At 61.2% G+C, this 26801-nt stretch carries 19 protein-coding genes, 1 tRNA gene and 1 riboswitch; of the genes, 10 read left to right on the top strand and 10 right to left on the bottom strand.

The genetic code is table 11. The annotated features are described in order from the left end of the window. Positions 1–738 precede the first annotated feature (738 nt). From K0U62_00755 to K0U62_00735, 5 genes are all read left to right on the top strand, one after another. A complete protein-coding gene (locus K0U62_00755; protein MCH9800044.1) occupies positions 739–948 on the top strand; it encodes a hypothetical protein in 210 nt (69 codons plus the stop codon). Between the two features lie 52 nt (positions 949–1000). Beyond that, entirely contained in the window at positions 1001–1450 is a 450-nt protein-coding gene (locus K0U62_00750) for a nitroreductase family deazaflavin-dependent oxidoreductase (GenBank protein MCH9800043.1), read from the top strand. Positions 1451–1581: 131 nt separating this feature from the next. Then, positions 1582–2106 (top strand): hypothetical protein, encoded by a 525-nt coding sequence (locus K0U62_00745; GenBank protein ID MCH9800042.1) that lies wholly within the window; start codon positions 1582–1584, stop codon positions 2104–2106. A gap of 146 nt (positions 2107–2252) precedes the next feature. Continuing rightward, the gene (locus tag K0U62_00740; GenBank protein MCH9800041.1) at positions 2253–3440 is read left to right on the top strand and encodes an alpha/beta fold hydrolase; all 1188 of its coding nucleotides are present in this window, start codon (positions 2253–2255) and stop codon (positions 3438–3440) included. Positions 3441–3699: 259 nt separating this feature from the next. Next, positions 3700–5979, top strand: coding sequence for an EAL domain-containing protein (locus K0U62_00735; GenBank protein MCH9800040.1), 2280 nt, complete (start codon positions 3700–3702; stop codon positions 5977–5979). Here K0U62_00735 and K0U62_00730 read toward each other — a convergent pair. From K0U62_00730 to K0U62_00720, 3 genes are all read right to left on the bottom strand, one after another. After that, positions 5976–6827: an ECF transporter S component gene (locus tag K0U62_00730; GenBank protein ID MCH9800039.1), complete on the bottom strand. Its 852-nt coding sequence runs from the start codon at positions 6825–6827 to the stop codon at positions 5976–5978. The genes K0U62_00735 and K0U62_00730 overlap by 4 nt on opposite strands. A gap of 8 nt (positions 6828–6835) precedes the next feature. Then, complete coding sequence (locus K0U62_00725; GenBank protein ID MCH9800038.1) at positions 6836–8464, bottom strand: ATP-binding cassette domain-containing protein; 1629 nt, start codon at positions 8462–8464, stop codon at positions 6836–6838. Then, positions 8461–9720 (bottom strand): energy-coupling factor transporter transmembrane protein EcfT, encoded by a 1260-nt coding sequence (locus tag K0U62_00720; GenBank protein MCH9800037.1) that lies wholly within the window; start codon positions 9718–9720, stop codon positions 8461–8463. Before K0U62_00720 ends, K0U62_00725 begins: the two co-directional genes overlap by 4 nt. Next, a riboswitch (cobalamin riboswitch) is annotated at positions 9690–9757 on the bottom strand. Its footprint overlaps the gene before it by 31 nt. Before the next feature lie 131 nt (positions 9758–9888). Between K0U62_00720 and ettA the strand changes: the two genes are divergently transcribed. After that, a complete protein-coding gene (ettA, locus tag K0U62_00715; protein ID MCH9800036.1) occupies positions 9889–11595 on the top strand; it encodes an energy-dependent translational throttle protein EttA in 1707 nt (568 codons plus the stop codon). A gap of 19 nt (positions 11596–11614) precedes the next feature. On the opposite strand, the gene K0U62_00710 is transcribed toward ettA, so the two are convergent. Then, positions 11615–12001: a globin gene (locus tag K0U62_00710; protein ID MCH9800035.1), complete on the bottom strand. Its 387-nt coding sequence runs from the start codon at positions 11999–12001 to the stop codon at positions 11615–11617. A 74-nt stretch (positions 12002–12075) separates the two neighbouring features. After that, positions 12076–13569 (bottom strand): SDR family oxidoreductase, encoded by a 1494-nt coding sequence (locus tag K0U62_00705; protein ID MCH9800034.1) that lies wholly within the window; start codon positions 13567–13569, stop codon positions 12076–12078. Between the two features lie 215 nt (positions 13570–13784). Between K0U62_00705 and K0U62_00700 the strand changes: the two genes are divergently transcribed. Beyond that, on the top strand, positions 13785–15077 hold the full coding sequence (locus K0U62_00700) for a hypothetical protein (GenBank protein MCH9800033.1): 1293 nt from the start codon (positions 13785–13787) through the stop codon (positions 15075–15077). Positions 15078–15103: 26 nt separating this feature from the next. Here K0U62_00700 and K0U62_00695 read toward each other — a convergent pair whose 3' ends face one another. Then, the gene (locus K0U62_00695; GenBank protein MCH9800032.1) at positions 15104–17218 is read right to left on the bottom strand and encodes a prolyl oligopeptidase family serine peptidase; all 2115 of its coding nucleotides are present in this window, start codon (positions 17216–17218) and stop codon (positions 15104–15106) included. A 93-nt stretch (positions 17219–17311) separates the two neighbouring features. Here K0U62_00695 and K0U62_00690 point away from each other — a divergent pair, with 93 nt between their 5' ends. The 3 genes from K0U62_00690 to malQ are packed head-to-tail and all read left to right on the top strand — an operon-like array spanning position 17312 to position 21165. Further along, positions 17312–17632 carry a LapA family protein gene (locus K0U62_00690; GenBank protein MCH9800031.1) on the top strand — a complete coding sequence of 107 codons (321 nt, stop codon included), beginning with the start codon at positions 17312–17314 and terminating at the stop codon, positions 17630–17632. Positions 17633–17666: 34 nt separating this feature from the next. Next, on the top strand, positions 17667–19058 hold the full coding sequence (locus K0U62_00685; protein ID MCH9800030.1) for an amidase: 1392 nt from the start codon (positions 17667–17669) through the stop codon (positions 19056–19058). Between the two features lies 1 nt (position 19059). Next, the gene (gene malQ, locus K0U62_00680; protein MCH9800029.1) at positions 19060–21165 is read left to right on the top strand and encodes a 4-alpha-glucanotransferase; all 2106 of its coding nucleotides are present in this window, start codon (positions 19060–19062) and stop codon (positions 21163–21165) included. Between the two features lie 25 nt (positions 21166–21190). Here malQ and pepN read toward each other — a convergent pair whose 3' ends face one another. From pepN to K0U62_00660, 4 genes are all read right to left on the bottom strand, one after another. Then, the gene (gene pepN, locus K0U62_00675) at positions 21191–23737 is read right to left on the bottom strand and encodes an aminopeptidase N (GenBank protein ID MCH9800028.1); all 2547 of its coding nucleotides are present in this window, start codon (positions 23735–23737) and stop codon (positions 21191–21193) included. Positions 23738–23808: 71 nt separating this feature from the next. Beyond that, a complete protein-coding gene (locus K0U62_00670) occupies positions 23809–25098 on the bottom strand; it encodes an FAD-binding oxidoreductase (protein MCH9800027.1) in 1290 nt (429 codons plus the stop codon). 78 nt (positions 25099–25176) lie between these two features. Beyond that, positions 25177–26430 (bottom strand): MFS transporter, encoded by a 1254-nt coding sequence (locus K0U62_00665; GenBank protein MCH9800026.1) that lies wholly within the window; start codon positions 26428–26430, stop codon positions 25177–25179. 249 nt (positions 26431–26679) lie between these two features. After that, a tRNA-Gly gene (locus K0U62_00660) sits at positions 26680–26753 on the bottom strand. Between the last annotated feature and the right edge of the window lie 48 nt (positions 26754–26801).

Here is a 26801-nt window from a genome sequence, read left to right as displayed (position 1 = left end):
AGAAATCAGCAGAGTAGGTGCGCGAGATGAGGCCCGCAATCTGCCAGGATTTAGTTGCGTTAGTCGGCAACTGGTCCGGAGAGGCAAGGCACAGTGATCGAAGGTGCACTGCTGTGGCGGTGGGTAGTGACAGTGCCGACCTTCCCATTTGTTCTCATCGATATTTTTCGTGCGACGCCGGAGGGCACGGCAACGGTGTGGCGGGAAACCCAAGTAAGAGTCGGCAGGGCGCTATGCAAGATGGATCAATGTCCAGCATGAATCACGATGCGAGCCAATCTGACATGTCAGATAGATCTGGTGAGTCGGCAGATTCTATGGGTATGCCAACGGCATCACAGTCGCTTAAGATCAAGATGATTATTGTGTCGGCAGCGGCGCGGGCCATCACACTGTGAATCGTGACGTCCTTTGCCCCCATGGCCTGAGGCTGTCGATCTGCCGGCATCTATTCCCACTGACGTTCACTAGCAACCAGGTGATGAATCTGTTGAACTAGCTGTTATGTCAGTTGAAGTAGCGCGCGTTGAACAAGATCTAGGTATTTCGCTAGGCGTCTGGGGTCTGGGCAGCATGATCGTTGGTCTTGCGATCTATCGACGTGGCGCAACTCCGGCCATGCGCGCGTTCGGTGGTCAGACGGCGGGTTGGGGTGCGATTGATGCAGCCATCTCCGCTATCGCGCATTTCCGATCTCGGCGGGCTGATCAGCCAGATGACGAGACCCGTCGGCGTCGGCTGCGGCGAACGCTCGCGATCAATACTGCGCTGGACGTTGGCTATGTAGCTGCAGGGGTTGCCCTTCTTCGCCGGTCGGAGTCCATTGCCAGATCGCGGCGATTGCGAGGGCGTCGCAGTGCCAGCGAACTTCGCGGCGACGGCGCCGCGGTGGTGATCCAGGGTGGATTCCTCTTCCTGTTGGATGGCATCAGCCTGGCCCGGCTGTAGTAGGTGCTGCGGTTGGGTAGCGGTGTGCCGCTAGTTCGGCTTCACTAGGTGCATGCCACTGCAGGGAGAGTACGTACCTAGTCCGGTCGAGTGGGTTCGCAACCAAGTCGAGGAATTTGAAAGTTCTGGCGGAACGGCCGGTAACACCATGAAGGACAGGCCGGTCATTATTTTGACCTCGCTGGGGGCGAAGTCCGGAAAGATTCGCAAAACCCCACTGATGCGGGTCGAGCACGATGGCGACTACGCCGTGGTGGCATCCAAGGGTGGCGCTCCAGAGCACCCGATCTGGTATTACAACTTGGTGGCCAACCCGCTGGTGGAACTGCAAGACGGGGCTATCAAACGTGACTATCGAGTACGTGAGATCACCGGCGATGAAAAGCGCAACTGGTGGGAACGAGCGGTCGCCACCTGGCCGGATTACGAGAACTATCAGGCGAACACCGATCGTGAGATCCCGGTATTCCTCCTGACTCCGGTGGCGGATCCCTCGGTATAGGTCGGTGCTTGCTTCGAAATTCACAGCAATCGAAGAGCTTGAGTTTTCCTCTCCTCCGGCTACCGAGGTACTGCGCAAGGCGCAGTACCCACACGGTGGATGTCGTACTAACGACGCGGGAGGCTCGGGAGATGAAGTTTGTGGCGATACAAGGGCGAGTGCTGAAACCCCCACTGAGTCGTGCCACTCGGAACGGGCAACTGATGTGTTTCTTCCGGCTGGTCGGGGAATCCGTCCTCGACTGGTTTGACTCCGACATTGCGGATAGGGCGATGAGATTGATTTCTGTTGCATGCTGGGGTGAGGTTGCTACGGCAGCGCTAGCGCTACGTCCTGACGAGCGTCTACTCGTTTACAGCCGGGTCAGCGGTTATCGGTGGCTAGCCTCTGCAGGCGATCCTCATACTGACACGTTGGTCGTCGACGCACTGGCTCTCGGACTGGACTTGGCTGGAGAACTGCAGGACCTTCGGAAGGAATCTCATAGCGACAGAGCGCTAGCAGAGCAGCGGCGAAGAGCCGCGATGGCAGTTCATCCGGCTGGTCGGGGCCGCTACGCCGATGCGCTCGACTCCGAACACGAGGTAGCAGCAGCGACTGATGACTCAACATCATCTGGCACTCGCCGTAAACGTGAAGGGAATTTCCGCGATTAGGTCGCTCAATCGGGATGATCCCGCAAGGCTGGCCAGGCTGCTGGACAGATTGTCTGCCAGGTCAAGAGACCGGGAACCTCTGATCACAGAGGAAGGTCCTGCGATCGCCTCTTCCAGAAAAAACCAGAGTGGGGGATGATGGGGGAATGACTGCTGAACAGCGTTCCGCCGCGGTATTCGCAGGCGCCGAGCTCGTCAAGATTGTTCATGGCACTGTCGCTGGCATGCGCAAAGCCCAGTCGGACCGGATCAGCAGTTCGCCACTGCGGTTAGTTCCGGGTGCATCGCAAGTGACAGATGTTGTCGATCAAAGTATGACGATCGCTGAACAATCTGTGGCGGCTACCGTCGCGGCAGTTGCTGAGATCGTGGCCCCGATAGTCCGATGGGGAACCCCCACTGATGCCGCACCCATGGACACTTCAGTACGGGGTGGTGCTGTGCTGGCCGCGATCGGAGCTGCGGTCGGTGACTCGCTCGCGGAGGAGGCCCATACTCGGGCGCTTGTGCCGGAGCTCAGTCTGCGTCAGGACGGCCGCGTTATTGCTCCTGCTGATTTTGTTGAGTCGCATCAGGATTCTGCTGAAACTCTGGTGGTGTTCTTGCATGGATTGGGATGCACCGAACTCAACTGGAGCAATGAAGTATTGGCTGCGGTCGGATCGGCAGTCCCCGTTCTTGTGCGCTATCCCACCGGCTCTGCTGTCACCGACAACGGTGAGGCGCTTGCCGCCATGATGGATCAGCTACTTTCAGGTCTGCCGCAGTGCCAGCGCATCGTGTTTGTCGGGCATTCAATGGGAGGTTTAGTTGCCTGGCGTGCGATGGAGGTCAGCGCCGCACTTTCAGAGCGAGTATCCGATCTGATCACGCTCGGTACGCCCCACGGCGGTTCCCCGATCGAGAAGGGGGCACAAGCGGCACTAATGGTCCTGAACGCTTTTAGTGCGACCAAGCCACTTGCATCGTTGGGCCATCGGAGAAGCGCGGGGATAAAAGATCTTCGTCATGGTGCAATTCGCGTTGAAGATTGGGCTGGCCGAGACCCGGACACCGCATTGCGGGATCGGTCGTTGCTGCGTCCGTTACCTCCTCACATCACCCATCACGCGGTCGTAGCTATTTGGCCCGAACCGGCGGATGATTGGAAGGGCTCCTTGATCGGCGATGGTGCGGTGCGGCGGGCTAGTGCGGAAGCCCAAGAGCACAGCGAGAGCCACCCGGAATTCCAGCCGAAGATCACCGTGCTGGAATCGTCTAGCCATCTCAGTCTGATTGGGCACCCAGACGTTGCAGATCTCATCGCCAAGGTGCTCGGCGACTCGCGGAATTAGCCTGTGCGGAAGAGGTTTGCCCAGACTCGGTTGTCCATTTATTCGACCGACGAACGCTACTTTTGGTGATGAGGATGCTTTTCCTCCGTTGTTGGATTCCCGTCGTTACCCACTAATAGATTCGTCCATCGACATCCGGATTCGAAGAGGTCGTGTGGGCAGTCACTGAGCGTTACTAGTCCGAACGCGCGGATTCCGTAGACCTAAGGGGGTATTGGTCCTACGATAAGGGCACGACTTGTTGGGTAAAGGCGGTGCCATGGCAGGCGAAGCGGTGCGGCGGCGGTATATCCCTGCGGGCAAACCCGCTAATGAAGCAGAGCGACTCGCGGAACTCGAGCACCTCAGAATCATGGACACTGGCAGAGAGCCGGAGTTCGATCAAATCGTGGCGGCTGCTGCTGAGGTGTGTGGCGCACCCACCGCGCTGCTCACTCTTATCGACGAGACCCGGCAGTGGTACAAAGCAGCGATAGGTTTCGATGAGTCCGAGGCGAATCGTGACGACGTTATTTGTGCCTACACCCTGCTCGACAATGACAAGCCATTCATCGTGCCCAACACATTGGAACACGACAACATCAAGCACAACACCTTCGTCCTCGGTGGTGCTCGGTTCTACGCTGGCTGGCCACTCGTGTCCGAACATGGTGCGGCGGTGGGCACTTTATGTGTCGTGGGACCGGAGTCGAAGGAACTGAGCTCTGGCCAAGTCAAGATCATGGACGCCTTGGCCACTTCAGCGATCAAACTCATTGAGGCCCGGCGGTATCGCCTTGATTTGGAAGAGATGTTGGGAGACCAGGAGCGAGCGCTGTCCGCTGTTGTGGAACAGGCAGCGGAGTTATCCGAGACATCCACCAATAGCGATTCAGCCATCAGCATCCTGTTAGATCAGTTTGTGAATGTGATGCAGGCGGAGAGTGCGGAGTACTGGCTGGTTCGAGGTAACGTCCCCACGATTTCACCGTTATGGTCTGGCGATTCTCATTTGGCCGCGATCCACCAAGAGTCGTTGCGAGGTCGAGTGGAGCCTCCGGAAGTGGTACGACGTTGCCTCATTTCCGCCCGATCAACTGAGGCCAAGGATGAACGGGGAATGGACGTATTTGCCCTGCCGATTCGTACCAATGGTCAGGTTAGCGGTGTCGTCTCGTTACATCTCGGCAAGAAAATGGACCTGCTGCGACAACGAGTTCTTACTGCCTTCAACCAAATCGGGATCCATCTGGGTCGGGTGCTAACGCGAGAAGTCGAGAGCGTCCGTGAACAGCGTGATGCGAAGGTCGATGCATTGACTGGGCTGGCGAACAGATCGGGTCTGGAGCGGGAACTTGCAGCGCTCTTTGCCGACGGAGTGGCCAACGACCTTGCCGTTGCATTCATCGATCTCGACCAGTTCAAGTTAGTCAATGATTCGCTGGGGCACGCTGCGGGTGACCGGTTACTGCAACTAGTGGCCGAGCGGATGACTGCTGCAGTGCCGGACGGGGATACGCTTGCCCGCTTCGGTGGCGACGATTTCGTGCTGCTGTGTCGCGGGGCTGCGGATTCGCCGGTGCCCATCGAAGTGACGCGCGCAATTTTGAACTCGTTAGCTGAGCCATTTCGGATTGAGGATCAGGACATTTACGTCAGCGCCTCAGCTGGGGTAGCTCTCGGCGGCAAACACCAAAGTTCACAGGAGTTGCTGTCTGCCGCGGATTCCGCGAGGTATCGAGCCAAAACTAGCGGACACAAACTCCAGTTCAGCAAGCAATCTTCGGTCACCGAGGCCCGAGAGACGCTCAGTCTGAAAGCAGACTTGAGTGCGGCGATTCACAATCACGAGATCGAGGTCGCCTTCCAACCGATCGTCGCTCTCGAGAACAACGACGTGGAGTTCCTTGAATCATTGTGCCGCTGGCCTCGGTCAGACGGTCCAGTGTCGCCCGGCGTCTTTGTCCCGTTAGCTGAACAGACCGGGCTTATCCAGTCCCTTGACCGATTTGTTCGCCAGCAGAGTCTGGAACAAATGCAGCAGTGGGATTCCGAGGGTGGTGAGCTCGCGGGTAGCTGCGTTTCGGTGAACGTCTCTATTAACGAACTGCTGCCTGGTTTTGCCGTGGAGGTGAAGCAACAGGCGCGTAAGGCAAATATTTCCCCGGGACGACTGATTATCGAGGTAACTGAATCGATCCTGATCGAGTCCAACCAGTCTGCTTTGGGGGAAGTGGAAGAGTTAGCCAAGCTGGGGTTCCGCATCGCAGTCGATGATTTCGGTTCCGGGTACTCGTCACTACGACGACTGCGAGACTTACCAGCAAAGTATCTGAAGGTAGATGCGAGCCTACTGCCGCAGAATCTGGACGACGGAGATTTTCTCGGCGGTGTCGTCGCTCTTGCCAAGTCACTCCATCAAACACTCGTGGTGGAAGGCGTCGAAACTCAGCAGCAACTGGCCGCTCTTAAGCAGGCTGAAATCCCGCTATGCCAGGGTTACTACTTCGCGCGTCCCACTGATGCGGCTGGAGTTCGCAAATGGATGCAGACGAGCTAGTCGATCCGCTGTCCGGTGGCTGACGCTGGTTCTGTCTCCGGTGGCGGCGTGGTGGTCGCATCGAGCTGCGGCTCTGCGTCGAACTGTGGCTGTGCGTCGAACTGGGCTCGTCGGGCAACGCGCCGGAGGCTGCGCAGCAGCGGCCCACCGGCGAGCGCGATCAGCGCAACCAAACCGATGGCGCGCGGGATATCGAAGCCCAACGACGTGATCAGACAGAACGCCAGGAATCTCGCCAGGTTCTCGCCGACTGGGGCACCCGGTTCAAAAGTGATGCCCTCCTGGCCAGCGGTGAGGAATGGCCAAAACCACATGTTAAGCAGGAAGCCATAGGCGATTCCGGCGACGGCGCTGTAGCCGGCAAGGAGTGCGATCTCCTTGCGACCCGATGCCCGCGGTAGCAGTCCAGCGCCCATACCTAGCCAGGCCGCACCAAGCATTTGGAAGGGCAGCCACGGGCCCACTCCACCTGTGAGTAGCGCCGAGCCAAAGGTGGCCACTAGACCTAAGGAGAAACCAAAACTGGGTCCCAACGCCCGACCACCCAGGATGATCACCACAAACATTGGTTGGAAACCCGAGATACCCGAACCGAGGGGTCGTAACGCCGCAGCCAAGGCTGCTAGTAGCCCCAACAGCGCTAGTGCCTTGGCATCGATTCCACCTCGCGAAATCTCGGCTCCCAAAACCACCACTAACATCGCCAGTACTCCGGCGAACATCAGCGAAGCGTCTTGACTGTGAGCAAGTTCGGCATCGGGATTGATCCACAACGGCCAGCCGAACATGGCCAGACCCAACAGTGACACTGCTGCTAAGACGAGGCCGGTGCGGCGATCGCATCGCATCGCGGGGGTCACTGCTTGGCTCCAGAGTCTCGTTGTGCCAACACACCAGCAGTGACTTCAGCAACCGTCAGGTACTGCAGTGGTGCAAAGACCTTGGCAACCTGCGGGGCAAACGCCGGAGACGCAGTGGCTGCGCTGCGAGCGTCGGTATCGAGGACTACATCTCCGTCTCCCAACATGATCACTCGAGTGCACGCCTCGGCAACAAGTTCAACGTCGTGGGTGGCGAGCACAATGGCAGCGCCTCGCAGTGCCTGCTCCCGCAGCACATCTGCTAGTTCGGTCTTCGCGCAGTAGTCCAAACCTCTGGTGGGCTCATCAAGCAGCAGTAGATCGGGAGCGCCAGCCGCAACCAATGCCACAACCAATGCAAGTCGAGTGCCTTCGGATAGGTCCATCGGGTGAGTTAGCGGATCGATGTCGTTGCGTAGGGTCTGGAACAACACCAGCGTCGTGCCTGGTGCGAGGTCGCTGGTGGAATCCGCGGCTTCGCACTCTGCCGCGACTGATTCGGCCCAAAGCATGGTGGCAGGTTCCTGTGGGACGAAACCTACCTTTGCGACCAACTCCTTCCCCGACAGTTTCACCGGATCCATACCCCGCACTTGCACGGTGCCGGAGTCTGGCGGTTGGCTGCCTGCGAAGGAACGCAACAAAGTGGTCTTTCCGGCACCGTTGCGGCCGATGACCGCAACGATCTCCCCAGCATTGACCTGCAGATCAATCGAGCGCAGCACAGGATTGTTGCCTCGGATCGCGGACAGTTTGGCTACTTGCGCCACAGTGGGGCCATGCTCGGTCCCGATGGGTAGTGGCGGCATCGGTGGCAAACTTTGCCGCAAGTCAGAGGCAGCCCGCCGCGCGTCGCGAATGGACAACGGCAGCGGATCCCATCCGACGCGCTTGCCCAGTGTTGCCAACGGTGGTTCCACTGGCGAGATCGCCATCGCCTCGCTGGGATCGTTGTGCCGGGTGACCGTACCGTCGCCGTGGACGATGACTACGGTGTCGGCATACTGCACCACTCGCTCTAGCCGATGCTCGGATACCACCACGGTCAGTCCCAGATCGTGAACCAGTCGTTGTATCGCAGCTAGTACCTCTTCTGCGGCCTGCGGATCCAGGGCCGAGGTCGGCTCATCGAGAACTAAGACCCGAGGATGAGCAGTGAGGACTGAGCCGATCGCCACTCGCTGCCGTTCGCCACCGGACAAAGTCCGCAGCGCGCGATTTCGTAGTTGATCCAGGCCTAGCAGATCTAGAGTCTCTTCCACTCGACGGCGCATCACGTCAGCGGGCACGCCTAGCGATTCCATGGTGTAGGCGAGTTCATCTTCGACCAGATCAGTGACAAATCCCGCCGCCGGATCTTGACGCACCAGTCCCACGAGGTCGGCCATCTCGCGGGGGGGAAACTCAGCAGTACTACGACCGGCCACGACGACCTGCCCTTGTAGTCGTCCGCCGGTGAAGTGCGGGACGAGGCCGTTGATCAGACCGAGCAGGGTTGACTTGCCGGTTCCGGTGGCCCCGACGACCACGGCGAGTTCGCCTTCAGGGATGGTCAAGTGCACGTCGCGCAACTGGGGCTTCGTCTCGTCTTGGTACTGGAAGGTCACCTGCTGAAACTCGATCATGCGGCCACCGCCGATCGATCCCGGCTGGGGGTTACCGCGCTATCGGTCACCGGTGGCGGTGGTGCGATGGCCGCAGGCAGCATCGCCACCAGCAGACTGACGAGAGCGACGAAGGGGATCTCCGGCCAGGTGGGTGGTGTCGTTGGCCCGGTCAGTGCTTGATCGGAGCCCAGCATGATGAACACTGCTGCTGGTACGACACCGCACAACGCGACCAGCCATTCCGGCAGTTTCCACGCATCCGGGCGGTAGCGAGTCCTGCTGACGCGTCGGCCAGCCAGCAGTGAGCCGGCTGCGGCTAGCCCGGCGCCGACCAATAGCAGTGGCCAGCCCAGCACCGCGACCCCCGCGACCCCGGGAGTGCTGCCGTCCAGTAGTCCGTACAAGCCCAGCAGTACGCCCAATATTCCCAGGAGCAGTAAGCCAGCAGTGATGCGACGAGTGGTGCGGGACAGGCCAGCGGTACGGCCGTAGCCGCGGGAGTCCATCGAGGCAGCTAACGCCACCGATCGTTCCAAGGCGCCACTGAATAGTGGTAGCGCCATCTGCGCCCAAGCCCGCGGTCCGGCGGTGGGCTGTCCACGCAGTCGGCGGGCTTCGCGAATCCGACCAGCGTCACTGACCAGGATCGGGGCGGTGGTCATACACACCACGACAGCGACACCGACTTCGTAGAGTGCGGCGGGAACGATGCGCAGCAGCCGGCTGGGGTTGACCAGCGAATTCACTGCTCCGATACAGATCAGCATGACGGCGATCCGCAAGCCTTCGAATACTGCTAGTAGCAGCCCAGACAGCGTCACGATGCCACCCAACTTCACGCCAGCCATCCAGTCCGGCAACGGCACCTCCGGCAAGATGAACAGCGTCGGGCCGAGGTCACTGGCGCCAATCAGGATTTCCAGCACGACCCGAATCGCGATCACGACCAAACCAAATTTTGCGAAAGCTAGATATGACCGTCCCCATGGACCCGCTACCCGGCGTTCGGCCACCACTACTCCAGCCACGGCGGCAATCAAGAGCAAGAGCAAGGGATTGGTCGTGCGGGCTGCCGCAACTGCGAGTCCCAGCGCCCAGATCCACCACGCGCCCGGATGCAGCAATCGGGGAAGCGTGAACGCGGTCAACACGACGGCCCTTCGTTCGGCGGTGCGGGGAAGGGTGGCCGGAAGGGCGACTCGATCCGCAGTCCGCGACGGATAGGTGCAAGCGGCGCTCGGTCGGGCATTCCGGCTTACCCTCGAAGGGTTCACGGTTGCGGGTCAGCGCCGGATTTTCACCGGCTTCCCCCGCCCGGGCGTCGCCTCAGTGTACGACCGCAGCGGCCCACAACCCAATCCCTGATGCGAAGCCGGTTGCGTGTTGTCTGCCCGCCGCAGCCGCCTGCCTTGGTTCTAGTCTGTGGCCGTAGGCTGGTGTGCATGGCTGAATTCATCTACACCCTTAGTAAGGCGCGCAAGGCTCACGGCGACAAAGTGATCCTGGACGACGTGACGCTAGCCTTTCTACCCGGCGCCAAGATCGGGGTGGTGGGGCCCAACGGTGCTGGTAAGTCCAGTCTGCTGAAGATCATGGCCGGGATGGATCAGCCGTCTAACGGTGAGGCCCGGCTGAGTCCTGGCTATGCAGTGGGAATCTTGGAACAGGAGCCGCAGCTCGACCCCGACAAGACTGTGCTGGAGAACGTGGAAGAAGGGGTCAAGCGCACCAAGAGTCTGCTCGACCGCTACAACGAAATCTCCGCCCAAATGGCTGACCCGGAGGCGGATTTTGATGCGTTGATGACTGAAATGGGCAAGTTGCAGGAAGAGATCGACCACAAGAATGCCTGGGATCTCGATTCGCAGTTAGAGCAGGCCATGGACGCGCTGCGGTGTCCGCCAGCGGATGCTGATGTCACGGTGCTATCGGGTGGTGAGCGACGACGAGTTGCGTTGTGCAAGTTACTGCTGGAACAGCCAGACCTCTTGCTTTTGGACGAGCCGACCAACCATCTCGATGCGGAGTCAGTGTTGTGGCTGGAACAGCACCTTGAGAAGTATCCCGGAACCGTGGTCGCGATCACACACGATCGGTACTTTCTCGACAATGTGGCGCAGTGGATCCTGGAGCTTGATCGTGGTCGCGCCTTTCCCTATGAAGGCAATTACTCCACTTACTTGGAAAAGAAGTCCGCCCGGCTCAAGGTGGAGGGGCAAAAGGACGCCAAGATGCAAAAGCGGCTGGGTGACGAGCTGGACTGGGTTCGGTCGAATGCGAAAGCGCGCCAGACCAAGTCCCGAGCCCGACTGCAGCGTTACGAGGAGATGGCGGTCGAGGCGGAGAAGACCCGGAAGTTGGACTTCGAAGAGATCCAAATCCCACCGGGGCCCCGACTAGGTGCCACGGTTGTGGAAACTGACCATCTCACCAAAGCTTTCGATGATCGATTGTTGATGGACGATTTGTCGTTCTCGCTTCCCCGCAACGGCATTGTCGGGGTGATCGGCCCGAACGGTGTTGGCAAGACCACGCTATTTCGCATGATTGTTGCCGCAGCCGGCGGTACTGATAACGAAGAACCGGATAAGGCTGAGTTGCCTACCTCGGGTGATCTGAAGGTGGGAGAGACGGTGTTGCTGTCCTATGTTGATCAGTCCCGGGCAGGGTTGGACGCTGAGAAAACCGTGTGGCAGGTCGTGTCTGATGAACTGGACTGGATCAAGGTGGGCAATGTGGAAATGCCGTCACGCGCCTACGTGGGGGCCTTTGGATTCAAGGGCCCGGATCAGCAGAAGCCGACGCGAGTACTGTCCGGCGGTGAACGCAACCGGCTCAATCTCGCGCTGACGTTGAAGCAGGGCGGGAATGTACTGCTTCTCGATGAGCCAACCAACGACCTCGATGTAGAGACATTGGGCAGTTTGGAAAACGCGCTGTTGGAGTTCCCGGGCTGTGCCGTGATCACTTCCCATGACCGCTGGTTCTTGGATCGGGTTGCCACGCACATCCTGGCCTATGAGGGCGATTCCAACTGGTTCTGGTTTGAGGGCAACTTCGACTCTTACGAGAAGAACAAGATCGAGCGGCTCGGGGAGGAAGCGGCTCGGCCACATCGGACCACCTACCGGAAACTCACCAGAGACTAGTGAGCCCGCCGGTCAGCCGCTAGCCATCCAGTGCGGGGTTAACGTTGATCATCGCGTCAGCCGCGGAGACCAAGTAGGTCCACAGCTGATTGCGGTCGAGCGGGTCGAGGTCGGTGCCACAGTCGGCAAGCGAGGCGGCCATCAGTTCCAGCCAACGATCGCGCGCGGCCACGTCGACCCGAAACGGCGCATGCCGCATTCGCAACCGCGGGTGGCCACGTTCTTCGCTGTAGGTCTTCGGTCCGCCCCAGTACTGCTGGAGGAATAGTCGGAGTCGACGTTCCGCCGGTCCCAAATCCTGCTCGGGATAGAGCGGACGCAACAACTCGTCGTCAGTCACCCGTTGGTAGAAGCCGGCCACCAAGTCATGGAAGAACTGTTCGCCACCCAGCCGCTCAAACCACATTGCCGGGTCGTTCGCTTCGCCAGTCACGATGTCATTGTTGCAAGGACCGAGCGGAGCCGAGACGTGGCAGTCGACTAACTGGCGGCGACGGGGGTGCGAAGGTCCATGCCACGGCGTCGTTGCAATTCTTCCGCGTGGCCAGCGATCGCGCGGATCATGGGTGGAAAGACCAGCGTGTGGAAGGGGTACACCGACCACCAGTAGCTGTGGCCGGCAAGACCGCGGGGGTAGAAGATGGCTCGCTGCCGGAGTTGGGAATGGCCCGAACCGGTGGGCTCGATGCTCCATTCCAGCCAGGCCCGTCCGGGTAGCTTCATTTCGGCTCGTAAGCGCAGCAGCCGGGGTCGAATACGCTCCTCCACTCGCCAAAAATCCAGCGCATCGCCGACGCGGGTGGTGTTGGGATCGCGACGACCACGCCGCAGGCCAACCCCGCCGGCAGCCCTATCCATCGCGCCACGAATTCGCCACATCCAATCGCCGGTGTAGTAGCCGCGGTCTCCGCCGATACCTTCGAGTACTCGCCACACTTGTTCGGGAGCCGCCGCTATCTCCATATCTTGCACGTCGGTGTACAGCGATCCACCGGCCCACGCGGGATCGGTGGGAAGTGGTTCCGCAATGGCGCCGGTCACTGACGCGTTGGACCAACGGGTGGTCACTTGGGCACCGCGAATCCGCCGCAGTGCGTAGTCGACGGCCGTCTTGTACGGCAGCAGACCTTCGGGCGGATCGGGTATCAACTCTGCGATGTCGTGCTCTTGGCAGATGACCTCGACTTTGAGTGAATCAACGAGTGGCCTGGCGATGCCGCGGGGAACCGGGGTGACCAGGCCAACCCAATGGGAGGAAAGTTTCGGGCTGAGCAGGTTTACCGGCAGAATGATGCGCCGACGTAGCCCCGCGACTTCGGCAAAGTCTTGCATCATGCCCTGGTAGTTCATGACGTCTGGCCCACCGATGTCGAAGGCTCGATTTACTTCTGGTGGCAGATCGGCGCATCGGACTAGGTAGTACAACACATCTCGAACTGCGATGGGTTGGGTCTTCGTGCGAACCCACAGTGGTGTCACCATCGCAGGCAGTCGTTCAGTGAGGTAGCGCAGCATTTCGAAGGAGGCCGAGCCAGAACCGATGATGATGGCCGCGCGCAGTTCGGCCGTGGGCACCCCGCTATCGCGCAAAATTTGACCGACCTCCGCACGACTACGCAGGTGAGCCGACAACTTGGCTGGCGGTGGCGGCACCATTCCGCCCAAGTACACGATTCGACGGACTCCCGCGTCGGAACAGGCTTGCGCCACGATGGCCGCCATCCGACGCTCGGTGTCTTCGAAGTTTTTGCCGGTGGTCAGTGAGTGCATCAGGTAGTAGACGACCTCGACGTCGCTGACAGCCTCGCTGACGGCCACGGGATCGAGCGCGTCGCCCTCAACGACCTCGACTCGATCGAACCACTCCCGCTGCCGCAGGGATTCGGGCTGTCGGGCCAAAATCCGCACGGCGACACCGCGCTCCAAGAGTCGTGGAATTAGCCGCCCCCCGATGTATCCAGAGGCCCCAGTCACCAAGTAGACCGGACGCTTCGCTGTCGTACTGTTATCTGCCACCCCTTCATCTTGTTGGCTGCGCTGCTTCGCCGCATCCCGGCCGGCAGATTGACGCGTGGGCGGGTGGCAGTGATACCACGCAGCTGTGTCCTGATAGCGGTGATTTCGACAACACTGGCTAGCTGATTCCGACAATTCGCCCAGGAACCGGATCGGCGACGTATTTTCGTCAGATGCGGAAAATCCTGCTAACGGGAGCAGTAACGGCAGCCATGCTGGTGCCCAGTTCTGCCCTTGCCAATGATGAACAGATTCTCGGTGGTTGGTTCGGCAACTGGCATCCACCCGCGACGGTGACCGAGCGAATGGCGGCTGGGTCTGGCGTGCTAACCGATGCAGCCATCTTTGCCTGGGGTTTTGGCGGTGCCGACAACCCGGTCTGCGTTCACAGCGCTAAGTCCGCCTGCTCAGCACCTGATGTCGTGAGCACTCGCAACCTGCGCGAGTCGCTGGCCGCAATGGCGGGTAGCCGAGTGTGGGCCTCGCACACCGACTTGAACTACCAGCGCGCCGGCGAACTAGCCGCCATGCTGCGGAACAAGAGTCAGCGGAAGGCGCTCATCAAACTCTTGGTGCAGCGCACTGAGGCCGTGGGCGCGGATGGACTAGATCTGGATTGGGAGAACTTCGCCTTCAATGACGGTGCGAGTTCGTGGTCGTCCACTCGCCGAGTGTTGAACCCGACCGTGCGCCGGCTCGCCAAGAAACTGCATGCACGCGGCAAACTGCTGTCGGTCACGGTACCGGTCGGTGCTGCCCCGCTCACCGCCTCGGGCAGCCCCCGGCTCGGGGGTGGCTATTCGGTCTTCGACTGGAAACGATTGGCCGCCGCCGCTGATCGGTTGAACCTGATGACCTACGACTATTCCTTTAGCTCCCCGGGGCCGATTGGGCCACACAGTTGGGTCAAGCAAGCGGTGACCGCCGCCACCCGTTCAGTCGCTGCGGCCGATCGGCGCAAGATTGTGGTGGGCGTGCCGCTGTACGGAAAGTCGTGGCCCACACCCGGCTACGGTGGCCAAGCGACTGTAGGGGACTGTCCCGATGGTTGGCGACCGCGCTCGATCACCCCAACCTTCTCGCTCGGTGCCATATCGGCCACCGAACTGGCCAACGAAAACGGGGTGCGGATCAAGTTTGCGCGCAAAGCAGGCGAAGCAACCTTCCGCTACTCCGAGACCACCAAGGGCACCTACCCCAAGAAGGTTGGCACCGGCAAAGACCGGCGAACCGTAACTCGCACCAGCGAATGTCAGGTCTCGCGGACGGTGTGGTTCGGCAATCACCGCACGGCGATCAAGCGAGCTAAACTCGCGCGCAAGATGAAGATCGGTGGCGTGTTTGCTTGGAACTTGGCTTCCGCCCAGGACCAACTCTTCACTCGCTATCAGCAGAAATGGCCGCGCGCTGATAACAGCGGCAGTGCCGCACCGACGCCAGTCGCGTCGCCGGCGCCCGCTGAGTAGCGAACCAGGTTGAGCGACTAGCCGGTCTAGTTGTCGGGCTGCAGCCCGGTGTGGCGGGCTGCAAAGGCGAGGACGTCGGCGCTTTCGGTCACGGAGCGTTCCAAGGATCGAGCGCCGTGGCCGACATCCGCCTCGGTGCGCAGCACGATCGGACCACCAGCGCTGTGGTGCTGCAGTTGCGCCACCATCTTGCGGCCGTGCATGGGGTCGGTTCGGGTGTCGTTGTCAAAGACCACCATCAGCACCGCGGGATAGTCGCCACCTGCTTCAACTCGGTGATAGGGGCTGTAGTCGTACAGCCACGCGAACTGCTCGGGGACGGCCGGATCGCCATACTCCACTGTCCAGGTCGAACCCAGTTGCGAGGTGACGTACCGGATCATGTCCAACAGCGGAGCAGTGCAGATGACGCTGCCATACAACTCGGGCCGTTGGGTCAACGCGGCACCGACCAACAGGCCACCGTTCGAACCGCCACTGATGCACAACTGTTCGCGGGTAGTCCAGCCTTCGTGCGTGAGCCATTCGGCGGCTGCGTGAAAGTCGTCGTAGACATTTTGCTTGTTCCCCAGCATGCCCGCGCGATGCCACTCCTCGCCCTCCTCAGAGCCGCCACGAAGATTCGCGATCGCGTACACCCCGCCAGCAGCCACCCACGCCAGAATCACGGGGCTGTAGGCAGGTGGCAGTGGCACCCCGAATCCGCCGTAGCCGTACAGGATCGTGGGCCGCGGGTGAGTGGGCTCGCCGTCTGGTGAAATGACGTACATATGCACCGTAGTGCCGTCGGCTGAGGTGTAGTTGACCTGTCGCGACACCACCTCCGGGATTTCCGCTTGACCCGGCGGCCGTGCCCACAAGTCCGTCTCCTGGCTGATGGTGTCGTAGCGGTACACCATTGGTGGGGTGGTGTGATCGGTATAGATGTACCAGTTCTCGCTGCCACCCTCCGGGCGACCAGTGGGTCCCGCTACCGTGCCCAGGCCGGGGACTGATATTTCGTTCACCAACTCACCGGTGTGGGAGTCATACACCGCCAGCCCGCCGACCGTGTGCAGGGTGCGCTGCACCAGCAAGTACTGCTCGGGGCCTTCGGGTCCCGCGGACACCCGGTAGGAATCCAACACCGCCGCCGGGTCCTCCGATAGCAGCGACTGCCAGTGTTCAGGTTCTGGTCGTTCCGGATCGCCCAGCAGCAGTTGTCCGCGCGGTGCTTCGTGATCGGTCCACACGAACATCCGACCATCTGGGCGAATGTTCAGACTGGTCGTGGCATCACGACGTTCCACCACGGTGCCCAACTCGGGATGCTCGGGTCCGGTGCGGGACAGGTCCGCTAAGTACACGTCGTTGCGCGGTGCGGTTCCCTGGGTGGCGTAGACCGTCAGCCAGCGGCCATCGCGGGTCGTGCCCACCGAGTAGTAGTTGTGAATGCTGAGTCCACCGCCAAAGATTTCTTCATCGTGTTGCGGGTCACGGCCGAGTCGATGGAAACGCACCCGGCGGTGAAACTGCTGTTCGTCAGCCGGTAGCAGGTCTGGGTCCTCCCGCCGAACGTAGTAGAAGGCTTCACCACCAGGTAGCCACGCGATGGAACAGAACCGGGTGCGGTCGATGGGGCCGTCGATGTCTTCACCAGTAGCCACGTCCATCACTCGCAGCACTGATTCCTCGGTACCACCGTGACTGGTGAGATAGGCGAGTTTGTCGCCCTCCCACGTGGGCTGGTAGCCGTCCAAGGTGGTGAGCCCACTGGGATCGAGTTCGATCGGATCGATCAAAGTTCGCTCGCTACCGTCGGGGTCTCGAGTCAGCAGAACCGGAAACTGTGCGTCAGGGTCGCGCCGGGTGAAGAAACACCGGTCGCCTCGCCACATTGGCAGTCCGTTGTAACCGCCGGCGAGCAACCGCTGTAGGCGGTGCTGGAAGTGATCACGAGTGGACCACTGGGCGCTTTCTTCGGCGAAAAGCTGATGCTGAGCGTCGTCCCAGTCGTTGCGCCACTGCTGCCACTGCTCCGCCTTGTCGGCCGGGTGCTGATCGGAGTTTTCCAACCAGCGGTAGGGGTCGGGAACAGCAGCTCCGTGGTAATCGTCGGTGAGATTGAGTCGAGGTGCGCTGGGGTAGCTAGGGTCCACGATGTTGACCCTAGCGACCAGAACGAGATCGTGGGCGCGGCCGGGGAGTGAGTGTTGCCGTACGCAAACGGACGCCGAAGTCCCTAGGCTGTGATCATGGCGGACGCGAAACAACCTACTCCAGGCCAGGAACAGGGCGGTAAAAGCGAGTTCAACGGTGGCGCCCCACCTGCAGATTGGCGTCGTTACTTGCGAATCGGTGTGTGGGGAGTGCTCGCAGTTTTCGCGCTGCTGTTGCTCCTGCTCAACGGCGAGTCGGTCACGGTCAATCTTGTGTTCACGAAAATGAGCATCCCACTGTTCTTGGCCCTCGGATTGGCCATGGTGTTGGGCGCTGTCTTGGGTGGTTCACTGCTGTACTTCCGGCAACGCAGCAAAGCCCGCCGCGCGGCCGCGCAGCGAGGCAAGAAGAAGTAGGCGAAGTGCTGTGAGCCTGCACCAGTTGACGGCGCTGGAGCAAGGTGCTGCCCTCCGAGCCGGTGAGTTCACGGCGGTGGAACTTACTGAGCAGTACCTGCGACGGACGGAAGAACTCAACGACAAGGTGGGAGCGTTCATCACCGTCATCGCCGACGACGCTATCGAGCAAGCTCGCCGAGTGGATGGATTGCTGCAACGAGGTGAGGAACCGGACAGTCCATTGCTAGGCGTCATCGCTCCAGTCAAAGACTTGGATCTGATGGCCGGAGTGCGTTGCACGTTTGGTTCAACACTGTTTGCCGACTTCGTGGCGCCAACGGATGCGGAGTTTGTCAGCCGGATGCGAGCTGCCGGCCTGATCATCACCGGGAAGACCAATACCCCGGAATTTGGTTTGCCCTGCTACACCGAGAACCGGGTCGCACCACCGGCACGTACCCCCTGGGATTTGTCCCGATCGGCAGGCGGTTCCAGTGGCGGAGCAGCGGCTGCGGTAGCGACCGGATTGGCGTCGATCGCGCAAGGCTCTGATGGTGGTGGCTCCATCAGGATTCCCGCCAGCGTGACTGGGCTGGTGGGGATCAAACCGAGCCGCGGCCGCGTGGGAATGGCTCCGCTGGTCGATCAGTTGGGCGAGTTGGCGGTTGTCGGCCCGTTGGCCCGGACGGTCGCGGACGCAGCAGCGTTTCTGGATGTCTTGGCCGGTGGGTCGGCTGGCGATCCGTTCATGCATCCACCACTGACACCCGGTCATTTCTTGGCCGCTAGCCAGCGCCACCCGACTCGACTGCGGATTGGCCGCTACCGCGAGCCGGTGATCGCAGACACCGAACTCGACCCGGAATGTATAGCCGCCTACGAGAACACCTCCCAACTGTTGCTTGAACTAGGTCACGAACTTGTCGATATCGAGCGCCCGTTCGGCCCCGACGCGGTGCCGGCCTTCGAAGCGGTCTGGGATGGTGGTGTGGCTGCGCTGCCGTTGCCCGCTGACGCTAATCAGCACATGGTCCCGCTGAGTCGGTGGTTGCGCGAGCGAGGGCAACGTCGCTTCGCTGCCGAGGTCTTTCACGCGGTCCAACGGATGCGAGAAACCGCGAGAGCTGCGATCGAGGCCACCGAACCGTGGGATGCGGTGTTGACACCCACGCTGGCTCATGTGCCAGCTCCGGTGGGTGGTTTGCGCGACGATAGCGATCCAGCCGCCGACTTCCAGGCCCAAAAAGAATTCACGCCATTCACTGCCCCCTACAACGTCACCGGCCAGCCAGCAATCAGCCTGCCGCAATGGTGGTCGCCGGCAGGATTACCTATCGGTGTGCAACTCGTCGGGCGTCCCGGCGATGAATCCACAATCATTTCCCTAGCTGCGCAACTAGAAGAAGCCGCTCCGCGTCCACCGACGCATGACCTGTGGGATTGACATGACTGACATCGTCGAAGGTGACCTCGCCACGTTGGCCGAGATGTACGGCATCTCCTTGGAGTACATCGATCAGGCAGGTGAGCGCAAAATCATTGACTCCGAAACCGTCGTTGCGGTGCTAGCGGCACTAGGTGTCCCGGTGGATACCCCGGCCGACATCAGTCACGCGATCCACGAACGAGAGTTGCGAGATTGGCGCCGTGCGTTGCCGCCGGTGTTCGTGCATCGGCAGTCGCGGACCGGACGGGTGTGGGTGCATATCCCGCAAGGTGAGTCGGTGCAACTAGTGGTGGTCTCCGAAACGGAGCAAGAATTCCCGCTTGCGCAGTTGGAAGTGGACGCCGCGATGCGGGAGGTTGACGGGCAGCAGATAACCGAGATGATCTTCGAATTGCCCGCTGGTCTGCCTACCGGCTGGCATGAGTTGCGAGCAATCGTTGCCAGCGGCACGACTGAGTCCCCGCTAGTTGTGGTCCCTGATCGCATGCCGGAAGTCGACCGCGAGTGGGGCGCGATGGCCCAGCTGTACTCGTTGCGATCCAGCGACTCCTGGGGCATGGGTGATCTGGCCGATCTCAAAGAGCTCGCCGAGGTGACCGGCAGGGAATGGGGGGCTGGGTTCGTCTTGGTTAACCCAATGCACGCTCCTGGCGTAGTCGACCCAGTGGAGCCGTCGCCCTACCTACCCGCCACCCGCAGATTCGCCAGTCCGCTCTATCTACGAGTGCAACAGATTCCGGAATATCAGGGGCTCGCACCCGCCGATCAGCGACGAGTCGATGCCCTGTTCGAAAAAGTACGGCCGTTGAATGACTCTGCGGATCTACTCGATCGAGATCAACTCTGGGAAGTCAAAAAGGCCGCCCTCGAAATTGTCTGGCAGGCGAAGACATCCGTGGAGCGGAACGCTGAGTTCCAGGCATACATCCGACGCGGCGGTGTCGGGCTGCAGGACTTCGCGCTGTGGTGCGCGTTGAGTGAAGTACACGGGCCGGACTGGCACGAGTGGCCAGAGTCGTTGCAGCGGGTGCGTTCAGCTGATGTCACCGCCCAGTTCGCCGAGTTGGAAGACCGGGTGATCTTCTACTCCTGGCTGCAGTGGCAACTGGATCAACAGTTCGCCAGCACCCAGGCTGCTGCCAGGTCCGCGGGGATGTCCATCGGCATCATGCACGATCTGGCGGTCGGGGTGCACAGTGAAGGCGCGGATTCCTGGTCGCTGCGTGACCGACTCGTTGGAGACGTGGCCGTGGGGGCGCCCCCGGACATGTACAACCAACTGGGGCAGACCTGGGCGCAGCCACCATGGAATCCAGATGCCCTCGCCGAAGCCGCATACATCCCGTACCGCAACATGCTCCGCGAGGTGCTGCGGCACGCAGGTGGTCTGCGCGTCGACCACATCTTGGGTCTATACCGGCAGTGGTGGATCCCGGAAGGGATGAAGCCCTACCAGGGCACTTACGTGGCTATGGACCACGAAGCTATGGTCGGCATCTTGATGCTGGAGGCCAGCCGCGTGGGGGCCATGCTCATCGGTGAGGATCTGGGCACCGTCGCCGACTGGATTCGTGATGACATGCAGGACCGCGGGATTCTGGGCGTCGGGGTGCTGTGGTTCGAACGCGACGGTGACCACATTGAGCAGCCGGAACAGTGGCGGCAAGACGAACTGCTCAGCGTGACCGTGCATGACCTGCCCCCGACCGCTGGCTACATCGCCGGAGAACACATCAGAGTGCGATCGGAACTCAACCTGCTGGCCAGGTCCGTCAACGACGAGTGGCGGGATCAAGAGCAGGAACTGGCGGCCTGGCGTCGAATGTTGGCGGAACGCGGCTGGTATCACGACGGTGACACCTTGGCAGACGAAGTGGTAGCGCTATATCAGTTGGCGGCTGCTAGCCCCGCTCGCTTGCTGGGCGTGAACCTGCCCGATCTGACTGGCGACAGTCGGATCCAAAACCAGCCCGGTACGGAACGGGAATATCCCAACTGGAGCATCCCGCTAGGGGACGCTAACGGGGGGCCAGTGCTGCTGGCAGACCTTGTCGATCATCCGCTGGCCACGCGAATTGCAGCGGCAGTTCGGCATCGCTCCTAGCGGGTGCGGTGGGTGGTCAGTGTGGCTATTCGCGATCCCGCGCTTGGGCGCGCAATGCTCGTAGGGTGCCGTCGCGGCCCTCGGAGATGAGCCGCCGCGCCGCCGGATGTACATCGTCTTGGGCGAGCAGCGAATCTGCTGCCGCGACCGTTTTTTCCGAGACCTGCCAGTGCGGATACAGCATCGCAGTGATCGTTGCTGCAGTTTCGGGGGTGCGCTGCTGCCAGACCTGCGCCGCTTCAGCGAAGTAGCGTTGCGCGTACTCCTCGAGGAGGTGCTCCTGTTCCGATTGTACGAACCCAGCGATCAACGCTTCTTGGATGGCATTAGGCACAGTGTCGTCCGACACCATCTGGTGCCAGGCGGTCGCTTTGGCTTCGGCGGTGGGACGCGCTGCACTCGCGGTGGCAGCCCGGCGGCGACCGGTCGCGGTGTCATCGCGTTGTAGTTCCGCTGCGATCAACTCGTCAGCCGCAACTCCGCCAGCCGCCAATGTGATGATGAGCCGCCAGCGCAACTCGTCGTCCATGGCGAGTCCCGACAGTGTGTATTCGCCGTGCAATAACTCCGCGATGCGCTTCAGTTGCGACTCGGTGCGTGCGAGTGCGCTGAACCCGCGAACGAACGCCAGCTGATGATCGCTGCCGTACTCTGCGTTGCGGGCCGCCTGCCAGAGCAACTCCGCGAGATCGCTGCGGTAGTTGGCGCGTTGTTCGGGATCGGCAAACTGTTCGATGGCGGACGTGGCCTGCCGCAGCAGCGTTTCGATCACTACGACATCCGGTTCACTGACGATGCCGGAATGCAGTAGATCTAAGAATTGGCTGGTGGGAATCTCAGCATCGCGGGTCATATCCCACGACGCTCCCCAGATCAAGGTGCGCGCCAGCGCCTTGTCGATCTTGCCGATCCACTGCCGAGCCGTGACCAGTGAGCGCTCGTCCAGGCGGATCTTGGCGAAGGTGTAGTCGCCGTCATTGATCAACAGCAGGTCCGGTTGAGTTTCCCCGACCAGCTTGGAGATCTCAGTACGTTCGCCAATAACGTCCACCTCGAGGAATCTGCTGCGGCGCAGCTGTCCGTCTACCAGCGAGTACAGCCCAATACCGATCCGGTGTTGCCGCAGCGTGGCAGGCAGGCCTGCCGGAGTGCTCGGCGGCTCCTGGGTGATCGCTACTTCGGTAAAGCAGCCATCAGGTCCCACAGTCACTTGCGGTCGCAACAGGTTGACGCCGCTGGTTTGCAGCCATTCCTGCGTCCACTTGCTCAGGTCCCGGCCACTCGTGGATTCCAGATGGCCCAGCAGGTCGTGCAGTTCAGTATTGCGCCAGGCGAACTCGGCGAAATAGGCACGCACGCCAGCAAGGAATTCCTCTTCACCGACCCATGCCACCAGTTGTTTGAGCGCGCTAGCGCCCTTGGCGTAGGTGATGCCGTCGAAGTTCACTCTGACCGCGTCGAGGTCGGTCATGTCTGCGGCGATCGGATGAGTGGACGGCAACTGATCTTGCCGGTAGGCCCAGGCTTTGCGCAGCACGGCGAAACTGTTCCAAGCATCGGTGAACCGAGTCGCTCGAACTGAGGCGAACGTCGCCGCCCACTCGGCGAATGACTCGTTCAACCACAGGTCGTCCCACCACTTCATCGTGACCAGATCGCCGAACCACATATGCGCCATCTCATGCAGGATGGTGTTGGCCCGCTGCTCGTAGGCGCTGTAGGTGACTCGTCCGCGGAAAATGTAGTCCTCCCGGAACGTGACGCAGCCCGCGTTCTCCATGGCACCAGCGTTGAACTCTGGAACGAAGAGTTGGTCGTATTTGCCGAACGGGTAGGGCAACTCGAAGACCTCCTCGAACAACGCGAACCCCTTTTTGGTGATATCGAGGATCTCGTCGCTGTCCAGATGTTCGGCCAGGCTGTTGCGGCAGAAGATTCCCAACGGGTAGTCCCCGCCCTTGCCCTGATAGTTGTCACGAACCACGTGGTAAGGCCCGGCGACTAGGGCGGTGATGTAGGTGGACATCACCGGTGTGGGCTCAAACTGCCACCGTGCGGTGTTATCGCTGATCGCGGCTGGCGCTGGCGTGACCGAGTTGGAAATGACCTGCCAATGGTCGGGTGCGCTGACGGTGAGTGCGAACGTTGCTTTCAGATCGGGCTGTTCGAAGCAGGCATACATTCGGCGGGCGTCTGCGGTTTCGAACTGGGTGTATAGATACACCTCGTCGTCTACTGGATCGACGAAGCGATGCAGCCCCTCGCCGGTGTTCATGTAGGCGCAGTCCGCGACGACCCGAACTATGTTGGTCTGGGTCAATCCAGACAGTTGAATACGATGGCCATCAAAATCCGTCACCGGCACCTGTTGGTCGTTCAGCGTCACTTCGATCAGGTTGGGCGCGATCAGATCGAGCCAGGTGCTGTCAGTCGTTGCGGAAAACCGCACGATCGTCGTGCTGCGGAATGTCTCGTCGCCGGTAGTCAGGTCTAGTTCGACCTGGTAGGACTCGACCGCAATCTCCCGGGACCTTTCCGCCGCTTCAGCCCGGGTGATGTTGGCTGTATTCATCTGTGCCTCCCGCTAGGCATAGTGCCACGTTCGACTGCCGAAGGCTGGCGAGGACACCGGGAACAGGAAAGTTACCGATGATCTTGCCGAGCAAACCAGCGACCGACCAGCGGCAGGTAGGCCGGACTCAGCGATTTAAGCGGTAGTGCTCGATGCTGTAACTGGGCAAAAGCGGGTGGGCTGGCAGCCCCAGCTACCGTCATGCCGAGCTGGTGGCCAAGCCAGGTGTTCGTTGCTACCCCAGAGCCATTGCAGCCGGTGGCGTACCAAGCGCCGTCGATGCGCCCGACGTGCGGCATCCGGTCCACGGTGGCGGCGATGTTGCCACCCCAGGCGTATTCAATCGGGGTACCTGTCAGTTGCGGGTGGACCTGCAGCATCGCGTCGTAGAGAAAGTCCCGGGCAACGACGACCTCCACCGGATCGAGACTGCGGCGGCCACCGAAAGCTAACCGTCCGTCTGGCGTCAGTCGCCAGTAGTACAGAAAGTTCTTGGTGTCGAACATCATCCGATTGCCCGGGGCTAGTGACCGCTGTACGTCGTCAGGCAAGACCTCGGTTGCGATGATGTAGGAGCCGATGGGCAGCACTCGACGAGCCAACTCTGGTGTCGCCCGGTCCGCGTAGCCGTTGGTGGCCAGAATGACGTCGGTCGCGGTCACCATCCCGCGGGTAGTGCGAACCGTAAATCGACCCAGTCGCCGGCCGATTGACTCCGCCGCCGTGCGATCTTGGATGACGGCGCCACTCGCGAGCGCCCGAGCGGCGAGCCCCGCGTGTAGTTTCGCTGGGTGCACCGCGCCGCCACGCTCCCGCAGTAAGCCACCATGAAATAACTCTGATCCCACTTCTTGGCCGAGTTCGGCGGCGGTGAGGAACCGGACATTTTCCCCCGCGGCTGCCCGGTTGGTCGCTTCCGCGCGCAGGCCGGCGACGTGCCGCGGGCTATGCGCCAGATACAGCGAGCCGGAACGGCGGTAGTCGCAATCGATACCGCCCCGGCCATCTGCGCCGCTAACGAGGGCCTCGATGTGGTCGAAGCCCTGTTCGACCTCCTGAAGGAGCAGTGGGCCGACATTGCCGTACTGACGCGCCAACTCGGCTGGTCCTGCTTTGAGTTCCGGCAACACCATGCCGCAGTTGCGGCTGGAAGCCCCCCAGCCCAACGGTTCCCGGTCCAGCACCAGAACGGATTTACCGAACTGGGCCAGCGTGTCTGCGGCGGACAGGCCGCAATACCCCGCTCCGACAACGACCACATCCACCTCGGCAGGCACCTCACCGGTGGGGGTCGCGGGCGGGGTGACTTGCTGTTGCCACAGACACGATTCGGTGTAATCGGGGGCGAGTAGCGCAGACACAATCGCACGGTATCGCGCGACAACCCAGATGGGAGTTCGGCGGTACCACGCCGAAGGGTGCCACCGGTTCCGGCTGAGCTACTGCGGTTGGGCAAGATGGTTGCGACGCAGGGCTGCCATCACTCCGATCAACAGCAGCACCGCCGCGTAGGCCAACAGTGCGCTGGGAACCCCGATCAGATTCATCAACTCCGCCATCAGCAAGGCACCGATCGAGGTACCCGCGGACGCGAGGGTGTAGAAAATGCCGTTCATCCTGCCGCGAGCCGCAGCGGGGGATTCCGTTTGGATTACTGACGACATCATCACCCACAGCAGGTTGGCGCTGGCCGCGAGTATCGCAAACGCCACCGCTTCGACGGCAATGGTGGGCGCTGTGGCAGCTAGCGCGATAGCGATAGCAGTAACCACGAAACTGGCAGCAGCCAGCGGAATCCGGTGGACGTGGTTGATCGTGACTCGCATCAAGACCAGGTTGCACAGCAGCGCACCGATGCCAGCGGCAGCGAGGATGATTTCCAACAGGATCGGGGATTTGCCGTACTGGTTGGCGATGACTGCGGCTAGGGACAGCACTGGAAGCGCGCCAGCCGCCAAGATTCCGACGCCGACGAAAGCCGGGCGCAATCTCGGATCGGCAAGTGCTGCTCGAAGGTTCTGCCACCAGTTGCTCTGCAGCGTGTCTGCGGAGTCGGCCAGTTTCGGCTGGGCTGGCGCCTCACTGATTGGGCCGCAGGGTGTTGGCTGGTTGGCCGGGTCGAGCTGGATACCGACCAGTACCAGTCCCGCGACAACAAGCAAGGCCAGCGCGCTCACCAGAAAACTTGTGCCGATCCCGCCGACAGCCAGCAGGCTTCCCGCGAACAGTGGACCAATGATGGCGCCCACACTGTAGATCAGGCTGGTCACCACGATGGCCCGTTCATGGAGATGCTCCGGGACTGGTGCCACCACCAGCGCGGCCACACTGGCTTTCGCCAGGGCAGCACCGCAGCCAGCTACCGCGGTAGCTAGGTAGATAGCTACCAGACCAGCCGCCCCCAGCCAGAAACCCACGGCCAAGGCGCCAATCGCGATGGCCCGAACTGCGTAGGAGATCGCGATGACTCGAGTGGGGTCGAAGCGATCAGCTAGTGAACCGCCGTAGGAGGTCAGCAGCAGCGACGGTAGCCCCTTCGCCAGCGCCAACACACCCACCGCGACCGGGTCTTCGGTGAGTCGTAGTACGAGGTAGCTGCTAGCGAGGATTACAGCCCAAGACGCCAGGGCAGAGAAGCCGCGGGCGATGACGATACGACGAAACGCCCCGATGCGGAGCAGCTCCTGTTTCACGGGCTTCTCCTGGACAGGTGGCGTGGGGCGGCTACCAGGCGCATAGCCAGATTGTGCTGCCTGTGGGATTCACTGTCTCCTGCGGGTGCCGCCTCGACAGCTGTACCCAGTAAGTGGACGTCTCGCTGCCCAACTCCGGAGCGGGTGACGGGGGCCGTCGAAACGCCTGACGGCGTTGCTCCTCCCGATCCCCGGCAGCCAATTCAGCCCAAAAAAAACGCCCCCGAGCACAGCGGGGGCGTTTTTGTTTGGAGCGGGTGACGGGGATCGAACCCGCACTATCAGCTTGGAAGGCTGAGGCTCTACCATTGAGCTACACCCGCGGAACCTCTAGCAGTGTAGCCATACGCCGAACATGGGCCGCGTTGGCC

The organism is Actinomycetes bacterium, from assembly GCA_022599915.1.
GTDB lineage: Bacteria > Actinomycetota > Actinomycetes > S36-B12.
Note: the sequence above shows the minus strand (reverse complement) of the source record. Positions and strands in the feature narration are given on the sequence as shown.